The sequence below is a fragment of the Pseudonocardia sp. ZF1 genome (assembly GCF_056835605.1).
Genome location: NZ_JAJNBY010000001.1, coordinates 2,251,115 through 2,267,502, shown reverse-complemented (window position 1 = coordinate 2,267,502; position 16,388 = coordinate 2,251,115). Strand labels below are relative to the sequence as shown.

Genomic DNA, 16,388 nt, shown 5'->3' with positions numbered 1-16,388 from the left:
TCCCCCATCCTGCCCCGGCTACAGGTGGTCGCGCAGGAAGGCCCGTACCCGCTCCGTCGCGTCCGTCGCCGACGGCTCGTGGTACTCCGCGTGCAGCGGTGTCCGGCGCGCCACCGCGCCCTTCACGCCCGGCGTGCGCGTCATGAACGAGTGCCCGGCCTCGGGGTAGACGACGACGTCGTGCGGGATCCCCCGCTCGGTCAGGTCGGCCTCCAGGCGCTGCGGGTAGCCGTCGGCGAACTGCGCGTCCCGGCCGCCGAAGCTGGCGACGACCGGGCAGACCGGTTCCACCTCGACGCCGGCGCGGCCGTAGAACGGCACCGCGACCCGGTACAGACCGCTCTGGGACAGCAGCATCGCGAACCCGCCGCCCATGCAGAACCCCATGCCCCCGATCCGGTCGGCGTCGACGGTGGGCTGGTCGGCCAGCCAGCGCCGCGCGGACTCGCAGTCGCCGAGCGCGGCGCCGCGGCCGGTGGCCATCGTCGCCACCGTCGAGGCGATGCACAGCGGCTTCACCCGGCCGCGGGCGAACAGGTCCGGGATGAGCACGGTGTAGCCCTCGCGGGCCAGCTCGCGGGCGATCCGGCGCATCTCCGGGGTCATTCCGAAGATCTCGTAGATCATCACGATCGCCGGGCCCGGGGTGGTGGTCTCGGGGCGGGCCAGGAAGCCGGGCAGCCTGCCGCCGTTGACGCTGGGCAGCGAGATCTCGGACTCGACGGTCATGGGCGTGCGTCCCTCCCGGCGCGCGGGACCCGGACGAGTCCCTCCTGCATGGTGGTGGCGACCAGGCGGCCGTCGGCGGTGAAGAAGCGTCCGCTCGCGAGGCCGCGCCCGCCCGACGCGGCCGGCGAGAAGCACGAGTACAGCAGCCACTCGTCGGCCCGGAACGGCGCGTGGAACCACATCGCGTGGTCCAGGCTCGCCATCTGCAGCCCGGTCCGGGGCACGTCGTGGCGGGCGACGACCGACCCCAGCAGGGTCAGGTCGCTGGCGTAGGTGAGCAGGCACACGTGCAGCAGCGGGTCGTCGGGCAGCTCGCCGTCGGCGCGTAGCCACAGCCGCATCGGGTCGTCGGACGGACCGGGGTGGTCCTGCGACCAGGACGGCTCGTCGATCAGCCGGATGTCCAGCGGGCGCGGCAGCCCGGCCATCCAGCCGCCGTCGCCGCGGGCGGCGCGGGTGCCGAGGTCGTCGACGGCGTCCGGCGCGGGGACGTCCGAGGGCATCGGCTGGGAGTGTTCCAGGCCGTTCTGCGGCAGCTGGAACGACGCCGACAGCGAGAAGATCGGCTCGCCGCGCTGGATGGCGAGCACCCGGCGGGTGGTGAACGACCGGCCGTCGCGGACCCGCTCGGTCTCGTAGACGATCGGGATGCTCGGGTCCCCGGGCCGGATGAAGTAGGCGTGCAGCGAGTGGACGCCCCGGTCGGCCGCCACCGTGCGGCCCGCGGCGACCAGCGCCTGGCCCGCGACCTGCCCGCCGAACACACGGGGCAGCGACACCGGCGGGCTCACCCCGCGGAAGAGGTTGTCCTCCAGCCGCTCCAGGTCCAGCAGCGCGACCAGGTCGTCGAGGACGGCCTGGCCGCGCGGTTCACCGTCGGCGGCGGTCTGCGCGGTTGCGGAATCGGCACTCACGGTCGGTGAGTATGCCCAACCGGCCTCAGGCGTGGTCGTCCTCGCCCAGGCGGTGCACCCGGATCAGGTTGGTCGAGCCGACCGTGGAGGGCGGCGACCCGGCGACGACGACCACCAGGTCACCCGGCTTGAACCGGCCGATCGAGAGGATCGCGTGGTCGACCTGGCGGATCATGGCGTCGGTCGAGTCGACCTTGTCGACCAGGAACGTCTCGACGCCCCAGGTCATCGCGAGCTGGCTGCGCACCGCGGGCTCCGGGGTGAACGCCAGCAGCGGGAGCCGGGTGTGCAGCCGGGCCAGGCGGCGCACGGTGTCACCGGACTGGGAGAACGCGACCAGCGCCCGCGCCGAGAGACGCTCGCCGATGTCGCGGGCGGCGTAGGACAGCACGCCACGCTTGGTGCGGGGCACGTGGTTGAGCGGCGGCACGTCGGCCGGGCCCGCCTCGACGGCCTCGACGATCTCGGCCATCGTCCGCACGGTCTTGATCGGGTAGCGGCCGACGCTGGTCTCACCGGACAGCATCACGGCGTCGGTGCCGTCGAGGACGGCGTTCGCGACGTCGGAGGCCTCGGCGCGGGTCGGGCGCGAGCTGGTGATCATCGACTCCAGCATCTGGGTCGCGACGATGACCGGCTTGGCGTTCTCCCGCGCGATCTGCACCGCGCGCTTCTGCACCAGCGGCACGTTCTGCAGCGGCAGCTCCACGCCCAGGTCACCGCGGGCGACCATGATGCCGTCGAAGGCGAGCACGACGGCCTCGAGGTTGTCGACGGCCTCCGGCTTCTCCAGCTTCGCGATCACCGGGACGCGGCCGGCACCGGTGTTGTCCATGATCTTGTGGACGAGGTCGATGTCGGCGGGGCTGCGCACGAACGACAGCGCGACGACGTCGACCCGCAGCGACATCGCGAACTCGAGGTCCGCGATGTCCTTGTCCGACAACGCGGGCACCGAGATGTTCATGCCGGGCAGCGACAGGCCCTTGTTGTCCGAGACGGGGCCGCCCTCGGTGACCCGGCAGACCACGTCGTTGCCGTCGACGGCGACGACCCGCAGGCCGACCTTGCCGTCGTCGACGAGCATCCGGTCGTCGACCTGGGCGTCCTGGGCGAGGCCCTTGTAGGTGGTGGAGACCCGGTCGGGGGTGCCGGCCACGTCGTCGACCGTGATCCGCACCTCCTCGCCGGTCGCCCACTCGGTGGGCCCGTCGGTGAAGCGGCCGAGCCGGATCTTCGGGCCCTGCAGGTCGGCGAGGATGCCGACGGCGCGCCCGGTCGAGTCGGCGGCGGCGCGGACCATGTCGTAGACGCGCTTGTGGTCGGCGCGGTCCCCGTGACTGAAGTTGAGCCGGGCCACGTCCATGCCCGCCTCCACGAGGTCACGGATCCGGTCCGGGGTCGCCGTGGCCGGTCCGATGGTGCAGACGATCTTGGTTCGACGTGTCACGGCTATCAGGGTAGCGCTGTCTGGAACGATCAGGACGATCGGAACCCGGCCTGTCGGCGTCCGGTCCGACGGTGTTCATCCCGGCGGTCACCGGTGGAGCAGACTGGGGGTGTGCGCGTCCAGCCGTTCGTCCTGTCGGTCCTGCTGAGCCTGGTGGTCCTGTTCACCCCGGCGTCCGGGGTCCCGACGGCGCCTCCGGGCACCGACAAGGTCGTCCACCTGCTGCTGTTCGCGCTGCTGGCGTGGACCGGGCGGGCCGCCGGGATCCGGGTGTGGCCGCTGCTGGGCGGGCTCGTCGTCTACGCCGCGGCGTCGGAGCTGGCGCAGGCGCTGCTGCCGATCGGGCGCAGCGGGGACGTCCTCGACGCACTCGTCGACGTCGCCGGGGCGGCGCTCGGGGTGGGGCTGGCCGTGCTGGTGGCGCGCCGCCGGCCGGACCGCGAGACGTCGTCGCGGCTCTGAGCCGGAGCCGGTCCCCACGGCCGCCCGTGGGGCCGGTCGGTCGGCTCAGCCGGAGGGGCGCTGGGTGGCGTCGGCGAAACGGGCCAGGGTCGCCGCGATCGCACGGGTGTAGCGGTCCAGCTTCACGGTGTCGACGTTGCCGATCCGGTCGCAGGCCGAGTGGTAGCAGCCGTCGTAGGCCCGGCCCGCCTCACCGCCCCAGAGCTGGGCCTGGGAGCGGGACTTGGTGTCCTCGTCGCCGGTGACCGCGCCCGCGACCGGGATGCCGACCTCGGCGAAGGGGCCGTCGTCGTCGCCGTAGAGGCCGATGGTCTCGGGCTGCGGGGCGCCCGCCGCGGCCAGCTCCTCGGCCAGCACCGAGGCGACGACGCCGGACCCGGACGGGCCCCGCTCCTCGTCGTCCTCGCCGCGGCCGCCCTGCACGAAGTAGCCGCCGTTGGGTGAGCCGAGCATGTCGGCGTTGAGGTAGAGCAGGTGGTGCTCGCGCTCCTCCTCCGACAGGGACCGCACGTAGCCGGTCGAGCCCTGCAGGTCGTCCTCCTCCGAGCCCCAGAACCCGAAGGAGACGGTGGCGCCGACGCCCGGCTGCGGGCCGAGCGCGGTCGCCGCGGCGAGCAGCCCGGCGATGCCGCTGCCGTCGTCGTTGATGCCGGGGCCGGCCCGCACGGAGTCGAGGTGGGCGCCGGCGAGCACGATCCGGGCGGGGTCGCCGCCGCGGGTGCGGGCGACGACGTTGCGCAGCTCGCGGCCGTCCCCGGCGTCGTAGGTGGGGGTGGTGACGTCGAACCCGGCGTCGCGCAGCACGCCGGCGACGTAGTCGACCGTCGCGTCGTAGCCGGGGGTCCCGGCGGCGCGGTTGCCGCCGTTGTCGTCGGCGATGCGTTCCAGGGCCCGCAGGTGCGGCACCGCGGCCTCGCCGGTCGCGGCGCCCGTGACCTGCTGGGACAGCGCCCCGGCGGGCGGCGGCGCGGTGGCGGGCCCGGCGGCGGTGCACCCGGCGACGACGAACGCCGCCGTCACCAGCGCCAGCAGCCCGTCACGGCTGCGCCGGCCCCGCGTCTGCCCCTGCACTCCCATGCCCACTCCCCCGTGCGTCGACCCGGACCGCGTCGGCCCGTCCGCGGTGTTCGTACCCCGGCCGTCGTCCGGATCACCGCGCAGGTTGTCGACCGTGTCACGGAAACCCGTCCGGCGCCGCCCGGACCGTCGGCGCGGCACGGTGACTCGGCCCGGCGACAGCGCGGCAGCGGCACGGCGCGGCACGGCGCGGCGCGGCGCGGCACGGCGCGGCGCGGCGACAGCGCGGCGGCGGCACGGCCGCGGCGGGTCAGCGGCGCGGGAGCTCGCTGGGACCGACGTGGTCGTCGAGCCACTCGGTGACCGGGCGGGAGGCCCGCCACACCGTGCGGACCCGGTCCCGGGCCCGCGGGCCGTGCAGCACGTCGTCCGGCGGCCAGTTCCGCGACACGTAGAGCCCCTTGTGCCGCAGCAGGTCGAGCCGCGGATGGCCGGGGTCGGTGCCGCGCGGGCGGGTCTTGAGCGTCGCGCCGTCGACGGTGAGCCCGGCGGCGCGGGCGGTGTCGAGCCGGGCCCGCAGGTCCTCGCCGCGGCGCTGGTCGTCGACGCTCTCGCGGTAGCGGGTCAGCTGGTCGGGCGCCATGTGGTAGTAGCCGCCCGCGGCGAGCATCCCGTCCGCGGACACCTCGACGTAGAACGGCTCGGCGAAGCCGCCGCAGTGGGTCTTGTACGGCGTCTTGTCCGCGGCGAAGCGCACGTCGCGGTAGGGCCGGAACACCTTGCCCGCCCCGAACTCCGGTTCGAGGTCGGCGAGCAGCGCCGTCATCGGGCCGCGGACGTCGCTCTCGTAGACCTCGCGCTGGTCGGTCCAGTACGCCCGGGAGTTGTCGGCGAGCAGGCCGTCGTAGAACTCGACGGCGCCGTCGCCGAAGCCCGCGAACGCGCTCACGCGTCCTCGCGCTCCTGGGGCGTGCCCTGCTCCCCGGGAGCGGTGGTGTCCTCCGGCTCGGGCGCGACGAACTCCTCGCGGCCGCGCCGGGCGAACGCGACGTAGAGCACCGCCCCGACGAACACGACGGCCGAGACGACGACGTTGATCCGGACGTCGCCGAACACGCGGGTCGCCGGATCCGTGCGCATGAGCTCGATGAAGAACCGGCCGAGGGTGTAGCCCGCGACGTAGAGCGCGAACACCTTGCCGTGGCCGAGCCGGAACCGGCGGTCGGCCAGCACGATCAGCGCGGCGACGACGAGGTTCCACAGCAGCTCGTAGAGGAAGGTGGGGTGCACGACCGCGATCGGCGTGGGGTCGAGCGCGACGCCGCCGAGCGGGTCGTCCAGCCCGGTCGCGGGGTCGACCCGGCGGTAGATCTCCAGACCCCAGGGCAGCGTGGTCGGGCCGCCGTAGAGCTCCTGGTTGAACCAGTTCCCGAGCCGCCCGATCGCCTGGGCGACGATGATGCCGGGCGCGACCGCGTCGGCGAACAGCGGCAGCGGGACGCCGTGGCGGCGGCAGCCGATCCAGGCCCCGACCCCGCCGAGCGCGATGGCGCCCCAGATCCCGAGCCCGCCGTTCCAGATCTCCAGCGCACCCCACGGGTTGCCGCCGGGGCCGAAGTAGGTCCGCCAGTCGGTGGCGACGTGGTAGAGCCGCCCGCCGAGCAGGCCGAACGGCACCGCCCACACCGCGACGTCGAGCACCGTCCCGGCCCGCCCGCCGCGCGCCTGCAGCCGACGCTCGCCCCACCACAGGGCGACCGCGATGCCGGCGATGATGCACAGCGCGTACGCCCGGATCGGGACCGGGCCGAGGTGCCAGACACCGCGGTCCGGGCTCGGGATCGAGGCCGGGAGCGCGGCGGGCAGGACGGTGGCGAGCGTGACGAGCACGGCTCAGCCGCCGTTGCGGCTGCAGGACGGGTGGAACCCGGCCGCGACCAGCCCGCGCACCGCGGCCGCCGGGTCACCGCTGGTCACCAGGCCCTCGCCGACCAGCACCGCGTCCGCACCCCAGCCCGCGTAGGTGAGCAGGTCACCGGGGCCACGGACACCGGACTCGGCGACCTTGAGCACGTGCGACGGCAGCCCGGGGGCGATCTCACCGAAGACCGACCGGTTCACCTCGAGGGTGTGCAGGTTGCGGGCGTTCACGCCGATCAGGGTGGCGCCGGCCTCCAGGGCGCGGTCGCACTCCTCCTCGGTGTGCACCTCGACCAGCGGGGTCATACCGAGGGACTCGATGCGGTCCAGCAGCGAGGCGAGCACCGGCTGCTCCAGCGCGGCGACGATCAGCAGCACGACGTCCGCGCCGTGCGCACGGGCCTCGTGCACCTGGTACGGCGTGACGACGAAGTCCTTGCGCAGCAGCGGGGTGTCGACCCGGGCGCGGACGGCGTCGAAGTCGGCCAGCGAGCCGCCGAAGCGGCGCTGCTCGGTGAGCACGCTGATCACCCGCGCGCCGTTGGCGGAGTAGGCCTCGGCGAGGTCGGCCGGATCGGGGATGTCGGCGAGCGACCCCTTCGACGGGCTGGCCCGCTTCACCTCGGCGATGACGCCGACACCCGGCTCGCGCAGGGCCGCCATCGCGTCCCGCGGCGGCGGCGCGGCCGCGGCCCGCCGTTTGATCTCGGCGAGGTCGACGACGCTCTCGCGCTCGGCGAGGTCCTCCCGGACCCCGTCCACGATGGACTCGAGGACGCTGGGTACGCGACCCGGTGTCCCGTTCGGATGTCCGGCAGTACCGGCAGTGCCCGTAGTGCTCACAGGGCCGACTCCTCCTCCGCTCGCGCGTCGCCCGGACGTCGAGGTCATGCTAGTTCTCCCCCTCACGCGGGCCGACGGTCGGGTCGCCGCCGGCATCGAGCCGTTCCCAGGCCGCCCGGTCGGGGTCGGCCGGTGTCGTGGCCGCCTGCGTCCCGGGTGCGGCGTACCGGGCGCCGAGCCGCGGCAGCCGCGGCTCGCGGACCACCAGCAGCACCGCCGCGGCGAGCGCGACGACCCCGCCGGCGACGGCCAGCCAGGGCCACGGCGTGGCCGAGACCGCGCCGGAGCCCGCGGGGGCGTTCGGGGCGGTCAGCCCGGAACGGGCGGAGGCCAGCTCCACCGCCGACGGCGGCACGGCGACCAGCCGCAGGGTCAGCACCACCGCGGCCGCCCCGGCGAGCCCGACCAGCACGCCCAGCACGCGGCGGGCGATGCCGGACAGTGCGACCAGCGCGGCGACGGCCGCCACCAGCAGCGCCGCGACCGCGGTGACGGCGGGCTGCAGCTGCGCGCCGGTGGCGCCGAGCTCGACGGTGCCGCGGGTCGCGGTGGGCACCTCCAGCACGAACCACTCGGCCGCACCGGCACCCCACAGCGCACCGGCGCCGAGCAGCAGGCCGAGCACGGTCAGGCCGAGTGCCCGCCGGTCGGTGCGGCCCGCCGTGGGCGCGGCGGCGCCGTCGTCGCCGGGCGCCGTCACGCGCTGCCCGGGACCGGCGGGGGTGACATGGACCCGGCCGCGGCGACGGCCGAGAGCACCGCCCGGGCCTTGTTCAGGCACTCCATGTCCTCCGCGGCCGGGTCGGAGTCGGCGACGATCCCACCGCCCGCCTGCACGTACGCGGTCCCGTTGCGGATCATCGCGGTGCGGATGGCGATCGCGGTGTCGGCGTTGCCCGCGAAGTCGAGGTAGCCGACGATGCCGCCGTACTGACCGCGCCGGGTCGGCTCCAGCCGGTCGATGACCTGCATGGCCCGCACCTTCGGCGCCCCGGACAGGGTGCCGGCCGGGAAGCAGGCGACGACGGCGTCGAACGCGGTGCGGTCGCCGCGCAGCAGCCCGGTCACCGTCGACACCAGGTGCATGACGTGGCTGTAGCGCTCGATCTCGAAGAAGTTCCGCACGGTCACCGTGCCGGGCTCGCACACCCGGCCGAGGTCGTTGCGACCGAGGTCGACGAGCATCAGGTGCTCGGCGCGCTCCTTCTCGTCGCCGCGCAGCTCCTTCTCCAGGAGCTGGTCCTCCTCGTCGGTCGCGCCGCGCCAGCGGGTGCCCGCGATGGGGTGCGTGGTGGCACGCCCGTCGAGCACGCTGACCAGCGCCTCCGGGCTGGACCCGACGATGGAGAACGGCGGCCCGCCCGCCGCGTCGTCGAGACGCAGCAGGTACATGTACGGACTCGGGTTCGTGGTGCGCAGGATCCGGTAGACCTCGAGCGGGTCGGCGTCGCACTCCATCTCGAAGCGCTGCGAGAGCACGATCTGGAACGCCTCGCCGGCGCGGATCTGCTCCTTGGCGTCCTCGATCGCGGCGTGGTGCTGCTCGGGGGTGCGCCGGCGGAGGAACTCCGGGCGGGTCGGGGTGTACACCGCGACCGAGCTGGGCGCGGGCACGTCGAGCTCGCCGGTCATCCGGTCCAGCCGGGCGACGGCGTCGTCGTAGGCCTGGTCGACGCGCTCGTCGGTGGCGTCCCAGTTGATCGCGTTCGCGATCAGGGTGACGGTGCCCTCGTGGTGGTCGAGCGCGGCCAGGTCGGTGGCCAGCAGCATGACCAGCTCGGGCAGCGCCAGGTCGTCGACGGCCGGGTCGTTCGGGTCCGCGATGCGCTCGACGCGGCGGACGATGTCGTAGCCGAGGTAGCCGACCATGCCGCCGGTCAGCGGCGGGAGCCCGGGCAGCGGCTCGGAGTGCAGCTCGGTGACCACGGTGCGCAGCGCGTCGAGCGGGTCGCCGGTGGTGGGCAGGCCGTCGGGCACCTCCCCGGTCCAGACCAGCTCGCCGTCGACGGCGGTGAGCGCGGCGGCGCTGCGGGCCCCGACGAACGACCACCGCGACCAGGACCGACCGTTCTCGGCGGACTCCAGCAGGAACGTGCCCGCGGTCCCGCCCGCGAGCTTGCGGTAGACCCCGACCGGGGTCTCGTCGTCGGCCAGCAGCCGCCGGGTCACCGGGATGACCCGGTGCGCGCGCGCCAGCTCCCGGAACTCCTCACGGGTGGGGCTCACCGCGCCCAGGGCGGCGACCGCGGGAGCCGCGGGGGCCCCGGTCGTCGTCGCGCCACCGGATGCGTTCTGGGTCCGCTGGGTCATGCGACTCATTGTCCCCGAGCAGTGACGGCCGCCCTCGCGCGGGTGAGGATGGGGCGCATGACCGAACCGAGCGCCACCGCACCCCCGGGCCCGGGGGCGTCGCCACGGCGTCGTGGCCGCCGGTCCGGCGGCGCGGACACCCGGGCCGGGCTGCTCGCGGCCGCCCGCGCCGAGTTCGCCGACCGCGGCTTCGACGGCGCCACGGTCCGCCGGATCGCCGAACGGGCCGGGGTGGACCCGGCCATGGTGAACCACTGGTTCGGCGGCAAGGAGAAGCTGTTCCTCGCCGCGCTGGACCTGCCGGTCGACCCCGCACAGGTCCGGCGGATGGTGCTGGACGGCCCCGCCGACCGGGTCGGCGAGCGGATCGTGCGGGGGTTCCTGACGGTCTGGGACACCGGCGGCGGCGCCCCGATGGCGGCGGTGCTGCGCAGCGTCGCGGGTCACGACATCGCGGCCCGGATGCTGCGTGAGTTCGTCGGCGGCGCGATCCTGCGCCCGGTCACCCGGGCGCACTCCCCCGACCGGCCCGACGAGCGGGGCGCGCTCGTCGGCTCCCAGCTGATCGGGCTCGGCATGATGCGCTACGTGGTGCGGCTGGAGCCGCTGGCCTCGGCGCCGCGCGAGGACGTCGTCGCCGCGGTCGGGCCGACCGTGCAGCGCTACCTGACCGGGAACCTGGGGTCGACGAACCCCGAGGAGTAGGCGGCGACGACGGCCTGGGTCCGGTCCCGCGACCCGGTCTTGGCCAGCACCGCGGCGACGTGGGTCTTGACCGTCTCCACGCCCAGCACCAGCTCCTCCGCGATCTCGGCGTTGGACAGCCCGCACGCCACCAGGCGCAGCACCTCGCCCTCGCGCGCGGTCAGCCCGGCGGAGGCGAGCCGGTCGCCGTCGTCGGCGGCGAACCCGGCCACGAGCTCACGCACCGCCGCCGGGAACAGCAGCGACTCCCCCGCGGCGACGGTGTGCACGGCCCGCACCACGTCGCGCGGCGGGGTCCGCTTCAGCAGGAAGCCACCGGCCCCGGCGCGCAACGCGTCCAGGACGTGCCGGTCGTGGCCGAACGTGGTGAGCACCAGCACCCGCGGTGGGTGGGGCCTGCGCAGCAGCGCCCGGGTGGCGGTGATGCCGTCGACCGCGGGCATCCGGACGTCCATCAGCACGACGTCCGGCCGCAGCCGGGCGACCAGCCCGGGGACCTCGGCGCCGTCGGCGGCCTCGCCGAGGACGGTGATGCCGGGGTCGGCCTCGAGCACCGCGCGCAGCCCGGTGCGGATCAGCTCCTCGTCGTCGACCAGCAGGACGCCGACCGTCGCGTCGCTCGTCATCGCTCCCCTCCGTACGCCGGTCACCGTCCTACCGCGCCCGTCGGCGTGTCCCCGCATCGCCTCGCCGAGCGGCCGGTGAGCGCGCCACCCCGGGAGCAGGACTGTCACCCGACTGCCGCAGCCGTCCTGCCCTCGGGACCGCCGGAGGCACCCGACCCGGTGGCCGCCGCCGGGGCACGACCGCACACTGGGGTCATGGTCGATCTGTCCGCCCGGCTCCCCGACGCCGTCACCGACCGGCTCGCGGCCCTGCGCTCGCGGGCCGGGTCGGCGGTGTTCAGCCGGGTCGCCGGGGACGAGGGCTCCGGCCGCCGGGCCCGCGTGCTCGGCGCCGAGGGCCCGCGCTGGTTCCCCGAGGACGCCGCGATCCGCACGGTGCACGGCGACGCGTCGATGTTCGTCGGCGGGCTGCGGGCGCTGCTGCTGCAGTCGCTGCACCCGCTGGCCATGGCCGGGGTCGCCGGGCACTCCGGGTTCCGGGGCGACCCGTGGGGACGGCTGCAGCGCACCTCCTACTTCCTGGCCGCGACCACGTTCGGCCCGGCCGAGGAGGCCGAGCGGGTGATCGCCCGGATCAGGCGGGCGCACGTCCACGTCCGCGGGACCGCGCCGGACGGGCGCCCCTACTCGGCGTCGGACCCGCATCTGCTGCGATGGGTGCACATCGCCGAGATCGACAGCTTCCTCACCGCGCACGACCGCTACGGCAGCGCACCGCTGGACGCCGCGGGCCGCGACGCCTATGTCGCCGACGCCGCACGCGTCGCCCGTGAGCTGGGCGTGCCCGACCCGCCGGAGTCCACCGCGGAGCTGAAGGCGCAGCTCGACGGGTACCGGCCCGAGCTGGCCGGCACCCCCGAGGCGCGCGACGCCGCCCGGTTCCTGTTGTGGGAGCCGCCGCTGCCGCTCTCCGCGCGGGTGCCGTACGCGGTGCTGGCCGCCGCGTCGGTGGGGCTGATGCCGCGCTGGACGCGGCTGCCGCTGCGGCTGCCGTGGCTGCCGGTGGCCGAGCGGACGGTCGTGCGAGCGGGCGGGCACGCGATCACCGCAGGCATCCGGTGGGTGACGAGCACACCACAGCCCGCTCCCCCGCCGATGCCCCCGGCGCACCCCTGACCGGGCGCGCGCTCAGCTCCCGGCGAGCAGGACGTCGGAGTCGAAGCAGGTCCGGGTCCCGGTGTGACAGGCCGGCCCCTCCTGGTCGACGACGACGAGCACCGCGTCGCCGTCGCAGTCCAGCCGGACCTCGTGCACGTGCTGCACGTGCCCCGACGTGCCGCCCTTGACCCAGTACTCCTGCCGCGACCGTGACCAGTAGGTCCCCCGGCCGGTGGTCAGGGTGCGGTGCAGCGCCTCGTCGTCCATCCAGCCGACCATCAGCACCTCGCCGGCGCGGGACTGCACGACGGCGCAGACCAGGCCGTCGGCGTCGCGCTTGAGGCGGGCCGCGACCGCCGGGTCCAGCGCGGACTCGGCCGCGGACAGGCGCACGCTCTGTGCGGTCATCGGATCTCGACCCCCTCGCCCCGCAGCGCGTCCTTGACCTGGCCGATCCGCAGCTGCCCGAAGTGGAACACGCTCGCGGCCAGCACCGCGTCCGCTCCGGCCCGCACGGCCGGGGCGAAGTGCTCGACCGCGCCGGCACCACCGGAGGCGATCACCGGGACGTCGACCACCTTCCGGACCGCGGTCAGCATGTCCAGGTCGAACCCGGCCCGTGTGCCGTCGGCGTCCATCGAGTTCAGCAGGATCTCCCCGACGCCGAGCTCCTGGCCGCGCTCGGCCCACTCGACGGCGTCGATCCCGGCGGACCGGCGCCCGCCGTGCGTGGTGACCTCCCAGCCCGACGGCTGCGGCTTCTCCCCCTCCGGCACCCGGCGGGCGTCCACCGACAGCACGATGCACTGGCTGCCGAAGCGCCGCGACATCTCGTGCAGCAGCGTGGGCCGGGCGATCGCGGCGGTGTTCACCGAGACCTTGTCCGCGCCCGCGCGGAGCATCCGGTCGACGTCGTCGGGGGTGCGGATGCCGCCGCCGACGGTCAGCGGGATGAACACCTGCTCGGCGGTGCGGCGCACCACGTCGATCATGGTGCCGCGCTCCGACGACGACGCGGTGACGTCGAGGAAGGTCAGCTCGTCGGCGCCCTCGGCGTCGTAGACCCGCGCCATCTCGACCGGGTCGCCCGCATCGCGGAGCTCCTTGAAGTTGACGCCCTTCACCACGCGCCCGGCGTCGACGTCCAGGCAGGGGATGACGCGGACCGCGACGCCCATCAGGCGCTCACCGCCCGCACGGCCGCCAGGGCCTCGGGCAGGGTGAACCGGCCGGCGTAGAGCGCCTTGCCGATGATCGAGCCCTCGATGTTCACGCCGGTCGCGGCGACCTCGGCGAGCCGGGTCAGGTCGGACACCTCCGAGATCCCCCCCGACGCGATGACCGGCGCGGTCGTGGCCTGCGCGACCTCGGTGAGCAGCTCGACGTTCGGGCCCTGCAGGGTGCCGTCCTTGGAGACGTCGGTGACGATGTAGCGGGTGGCGCCGTCGGCGTCGAGGCGGGCGAGGACCTCCCACAGGTCGCCGCCGTCGGAGGTCCAGCCGCGCCCCGCGACCCGGCGCCGGCCGTCGATCATCTTGACGTCGAGCCCGATCGCGATCTTCTCGCCGTGCTCGGCGAGGACCCGGCGGCACCAGTCGGGCTGCTCCAGCGCCGCGGTGCCGAGGTTGAGCCGGGCCGCGCCGGTGGACAGCGCGCGCTCCAGGGACTCGTCGTCGCGGATGCCGCCGGACAGCTCGACCCGCAGGTCGAGCTTCCCGACCACCTCGGCCAGCAGCTCGGCGTTCGAGCCGCGGCCGAACGCCGCGTCGAGATCGACCAGATGGACCCACTCGGCGCCGCCGGCCTGCCAGTTCAGGGCAGCGTCCAGGGGCGAGCCGTAGCCGGTCTCGGTGCCGGCCTCGCCCTGCACCAGCCGGACGGCCTGCCCGTCGACGACGTCCACCGCGGGAAGCAACGTGAAGCTCACCGCGCCAGGGTATCCGCGCCGCTCGTAGCCTCCGGGGGTGGCCGAGGGGGACAGCATCTTCCGGCTCGCGGCGCGGCTGGACGCGGCCACCGCGGGCGCGGTGATCGCACGCTCCGACGTGCGCCACCCCCGCTTCGCCGGCGCCGACCTCGCCGGGGAGGAGATCACCGGCTGGGTGCCGCGCGGCAAGCACCTGCTGGCCCGCACCGCGGGCGGCTGGACCGTGCACTCGCACCTGCGGATGTCCGGGCGGTGGTCGGTGCTGCGGCCCGGGAGGCGGCTCCCCCGCGCCGTCGCGGCCGACCTGCGGATCGCGCTGCAGCTCGTCGACGGCCGCACCCTGGCCGGGATCGGGCTGCCGGTGCTGGCGGTGCTCCCGACCCGCGACGAGCACACCGTCGTCGGGCACCTGGGCCCGGACCTGCTCGGCGACACCTTCGACGGCGACGCGGCCCTCGCCCGGCTGCGCGCCGACCCCGGCCGGGCGGTGCTGGCGGCGCTGCTGGACCAGCGCGTCGTCGCCGGGCTGGGGAACATGTGGGCCCAGGAGCTGCTGTTCCTGGAGCGGATCTCCCCGTGGCGGGAGTGTTCCGCGGTCTCCGACCCCGGCGCACTCCTCGGGCGCGGCCGCGCGCTGCTGCGCGACGCGGTCGTCCGCAACCCCGCGCAGAACACCACCGGCCGGGTCCGGCCGCGGCACTTCGTCTACGGCCGCTACCGGCGGCCCTGTCTGCGCTGCGGGACCGCGGTGGCGTTCGCGGCGCCGGAGCGCACCCCGCACGGTCGCCAGACCTGGTGGTGCCCGCGCTGCCAGCGGTGAACGCGCGGCCGTCGCCGGTTCGCCCTACCGTCGGATCATGGAACTCTCCGGGGCGCGGACGCTGGTGGTCGGGGCGACGGGTGTGCTGGGCGGCGCGCTCACCGAGGCGCTGCGCGACCAGGGCGCGACGCTCGCGCTGGCGGGCCGCACCGATCCCTCCGGGGCCGACGGCGAGCCCACGTTCACGCTCGACGCACTCGACCTCGAGCGCTGTGCCGCCGTCGTCGACGAGGCGGCGGACGCCCTGGGCGGGCTGGACCTGGTGTTCGTGGCGATCGGGGTGGCCGGGTTCGGGGAGGAGTCGGAGAACGACGTCGTCACCGAGCACCTGCTGACGGTCAACGCGCAGGCGCCGATGGCGATCGGCCGGGCCGCCCTCCCGCACCTCACCGACTCCGGTGGCACCCTCGCGATGATCTCGGCGATCCTGGCCGACGTGCCGACGCCGGGGATGGCGGCCTACTCGGCGTCGAAGGCGGCGCTGTCGGCGTGGCTGACCGCGACCCGCGGTGGCCTGCGCAAGCAGGGGGTGCGGGTGCTCGACGTGCGGCCGCCGCACATCGAGACCGGGCTCGCCGACCGCGCCGTCGCCGGGACGGTGCCGTCCGGCATCAGGGCCGGTTCCGACGTCGCGACGCTCGTCGGGCAGGTGCTCGAGGCGCTGCGCTCGGACAGGCGGACGGTGACCTTCGACCTGCGTTCCGGGGAGTACGCGCTGGGCTGAGGCGCGTCCCGCGGAACGGCCCGCTCGCCCCCCCGACGCCGCCCCCGGCTCAGCCCTTGACCGAGCGCAGCCAGTTCTCCAGGACCGCGGCGCCGGCGTCGCCGGACTTCTCCGGGTGGAACTGGGTCGCCGACAGCGGCCCGTTCTCCACCGCGGCGACGACGTCCTCGCCGTGGTGGGTCCAGGTGACCTTCGGCGGGGCGATCGCGTGCGAGGGCTCCAGGGTCCAGCGACGGACGCCGAACGAGTGCACGAAGTAGAAGCGGGTGTCGGCGTCGAGCCCGGCAAACAGGGTGCTGTCCTGCGGGGTCCGGACGGTGTTCCAGCCCATGTGCGGCAGCACGTCGGCCTGGATCCGCTCGACCGTGCCGGGCCACTCGCCGCAGCCCTCGGTGTCCTCGTCGAACTCGACGCCACGCTCGAACATCACCTGCATGCCGACGCAGATGCCGAGGACCGGGCGGCCACCGGCGAGGCGGCGCCCGATGATCTGCGGGCCGCGGACCGCGTGCAGGCCCTGCATGCACGCCGCGAAGGCGCCCACTCCGGGGACGACGAGACCGTCGGCCTCGGTCGCCGCGTCGAAGTCGGACGTCACGGTGACGTCCGCGCCGACGCGTTCGAGGGCGCGCTCGGCGGAGCGCAGGTTCCCGGAGCCGTAGTCGAGGACGACGATGCGTGCCACGCGACCAGCGTAGTCGCCGCCCCGCGCGGCTCCCCGCGGCCCGGGGGCGGCGCCGTGATCATCGGTACCTGTGCGCTGCTCGGGCCGACCGGCGACGGCGCTCGAGTACCGATGATCGTGCCGCCGGGTACGGGGTCAGACCGCGCGGTAGCGCGTCG

Annotated in this window: 19 protein-coding genes; 5 read left to right on the top strand and 14 right to left on the bottom strand. The window is 75.2% G+C overall.

Annotated features, from left to right (window positions below; all coding sequences use genetic code 11):
• Positions 1–18: 18 nt before the first annotated feature.
• From ZF1_RS11160 to pyk, 3 genes are read right to left on the bottom strand one after another with little or no spacing between them, the layout of a single operon-like run.
• Positions 19–729 (bottom strand): dienelactone hydrolase family protein, encoded by a 711-nt coding sequence (locus tag ZF1_RS11160; protein WP_482637203.1) that lies wholly within the window; start codon positions 727–729, stop codon positions 19–21.
• Positions 726–1,643: an acyl-CoA thioesterase gene (locus ZF1_RS11155; protein WP_178375207.1), complete on the bottom strand. Its 918-nt coding sequence runs from the start codon at positions 1,641–1,643 to the stop codon at positions 726–728. The genes ZF1_RS11160 and ZF1_RS11155 overlap by 4 nt, the downstream gene beginning before the upstream one ends.
• Positions 1,644–1,668: 25 nt before the next feature.
• The gene (pyk, locus tag ZF1_RS11150; RefSeq protein WP_251786066.1) at positions 1,669–3,093 is read right to left on the bottom strand and encodes a pyruvate kinase; all 1,425 of its coding nucleotides are present in this window, start codon (positions 3,091–3,093) and stop codon (positions 1,669–1,671) included.
• A gap of 111 nt (positions 3,094–3,204) precedes the next feature.
• Between pyk and ZF1_RS11145 the strand changes: the two genes are divergently transcribed.
• Positions 3,205–3,555 carry a VanZ family protein gene (locus tag ZF1_RS11145; RefSeq protein ID WP_482637202.1) on the top strand — a complete coding sequence of 117 codons (351 nt, stop codon included), beginning with the start codon at positions 3,205–3,207 and terminating at the stop codon, positions 3,553–3,555.
• Positions 3,556–3,600: 45 nt separating this feature from the next.
• Here the strand turns inward: ZF1_RS11145 and ZF1_RS11140 are convergent, their stop codons facing one another.
• From ZF1_RS11140 to ZF1_RS11115, 6 genes are all read right to left on the bottom strand, one after another.
• A complete protein-coding gene (locus tag ZF1_RS11140) occupies positions 3,601–4,632 on the bottom strand; it encodes a M28 family peptidase (RefSeq protein ID WP_482637201.1) in 1,032 nt (343 codons plus the stop codon).
• Between the two features lie 250 nt (positions 4,633–4,882).
• Positions 4,883–5,521: a DUF2461 domain-containing protein gene (locus ZF1_RS11135; protein WP_482637200.1), complete on the bottom strand. Its 639-nt coding sequence runs from the start codon at positions 5,519–5,521 to the stop codon at positions 4,883–4,885.
• Positions 5,518–6,462, bottom strand: coding sequence for a prolipoprotein diacylglyceryl transferase (gene lgt, locus ZF1_RS11130; RefSeq protein WP_100880275.1), 945 nt, complete (start codon positions 6,460–6,462; stop codon positions 5,518–5,520). The genes ZF1_RS11135 and lgt overlap by 4 nt, the downstream gene beginning before the upstream one ends.
• 3 nt (positions 6,463–6,465) lie before the next feature.
• Positions 6,466–7,335, bottom strand: a complete 870-nt coding sequence (gene trpC / locus ZF1_RS11125; protein WP_308215870.1) for an indole-3-glycerol phosphate synthase TrpC — start codon at positions 7,333–7,335, stop codon at positions 6,466–6,468.
• A 49-nt stretch (positions 7,336–7,384) separates the two neighbouring features.
• Positions 7,385–8,035, bottom strand: coding sequence for a Trp biosynthesis-associated membrane protein (locus tag ZF1_RS11120; RefSeq protein ID WP_083658010.1), 651 nt, complete (start codon positions 8,033–8,035; stop codon positions 7,385–7,387).
• Entirely contained in the window at positions 8,032–9,645 is a 1,614-nt protein-coding gene (locus tag ZF1_RS11115; protein ID WP_482637199.1) for an anthranilate synthase component I, read from the bottom strand. The genes ZF1_RS11120 and ZF1_RS11115 overlap by 4 nt, the downstream gene beginning before the upstream one ends.
• Before the next feature lie 57 nt (positions 9,646–9,702).
• Here ZF1_RS11115 and ZF1_RS11110 point away from each other — a divergent pair, with 57 nt between their 5' ends.
• Positions 9,703–10,350 (top strand): TetR/AcrR family transcriptional regulator, encoded by a 648-nt coding sequence (locus tag ZF1_RS11110; protein WP_251786055.1) that lies wholly within the window; start codon positions 9,703–9,705, stop codon positions 10,348–10,350.
• Here ZF1_RS11110 and ZF1_RS11105 read toward each other — a convergent pair.
• Positions 10,308–10,976 (bottom strand): response regulator, encoded by a 669-nt coding sequence (locus tag ZF1_RS11105; protein ID WP_251786053.1) that lies wholly within the window; start codon positions 10,974–10,976, stop codon positions 10,308–10,310. The genes ZF1_RS11110 and ZF1_RS11105 overlap by 43 nt on opposite strands.
• A gap of 195 nt (positions 10,977–11,171) precedes the next feature.
• Here ZF1_RS11105 and ZF1_RS11100 point away from each other — a divergent pair, with 195 nt between their 5' ends.
• Positions 11,172–12,092 carry an oxygenase MpaB family protein gene (locus tag ZF1_RS11100; protein WP_405417906.1) on the top strand — a complete coding sequence of 307 codons (921 nt, stop codon included), beginning with the start codon at positions 11,172–11,174 and terminating at the stop codon, positions 12,090–12,092.
• Positions 12,093–12,104: 12 nt separating this feature from the next.
• Here the strand turns inward: ZF1_RS11100 and hisI are convergent, their stop codons facing one another.
• Genes hisI through priA form a run of 3 tightly spaced genes read right to left on the bottom strand, consistent with a single transcriptional unit; the run spans position 12,105 to position 14,001 of the window.
• Positions 12,105–12,482, bottom strand: a complete 378-nt coding sequence (gene hisI / locus ZF1_RS11095; protein WP_251786045.1) for a phosphoribosyl-AMP cyclohydrolase — start codon at positions 12,480–12,482, stop codon at positions 12,105–12,107.
• Complete coding sequence (gene hisF / locus ZF1_RS11090) at positions 12,479–13,252, bottom strand: imidazole glycerol phosphate synthase subunit HisF (protein WP_251786043.1); 774 nt, start codon at positions 13,250–13,252, stop codon at positions 12,479–12,481. The genes hisI and hisF overlap by 4 nt, the downstream gene beginning before the upstream one ends.
• The gene (priA, locus tag ZF1_RS11085) at positions 13,252–14,001 is read right to left on the bottom strand and encodes a bifunctional 1-(5-phosphoribosyl)-5-((5-phosphoribosylamino)methylideneamino)imidazole-4-carboxamide isomerase/phosphoribosylanthranilate isomerase PriA (protein ID WP_482637198.1); all 750 of its coding nucleotides are present in this window, start codon (positions 13,999–14,001) and stop codon (positions 13,252–13,254) included. Before priA ends, hisF begins: the two co-directional genes overlap by 1 nt.
• A gap of 37 nt (positions 14,002–14,038) precedes the next feature.
• Here priA and ZF1_RS11080 point away from each other — a divergent pair, with 37 nt between their 5' ends.
• Positions 14,039–14,821, top strand: coding sequence for a DNA-formamidopyrimidine glycosylase family protein (locus ZF1_RS11080; RefSeq protein WP_482637197.1), 783 nt, complete (start codon positions 14,039–14,041; stop codon positions 14,819–14,821).
• A gap of 37 nt (positions 14,822–14,858) precedes the next feature.
• The gene (locus tag ZF1_RS11075) at positions 14,859–15,545 is read left to right on the top strand and encodes an SDR family NAD(P)-dependent oxidoreductase (protein WP_482637196.1); all 687 of its coding nucleotides are present in this window, start codon (positions 14,859–14,861) and stop codon (positions 15,543–15,545) included.
• Between the two features lie 49 nt (positions 15,546–15,594).
• On the opposite strand, the gene hisH is transcribed toward ZF1_RS11075, so the two are convergent.
• Positions 15,595–16,230, bottom strand: a complete 636-nt coding sequence (gene hisH / locus ZF1_RS11070) for an imidazole glycerol phosphate synthase subunit HisH (RefSeq protein ID WP_226356270.1) — start codon at positions 16,228–16,230, stop codon at positions 15,595–15,597.
• Positions 16,231–16,388 lie beyond the last annotated feature (158 nt).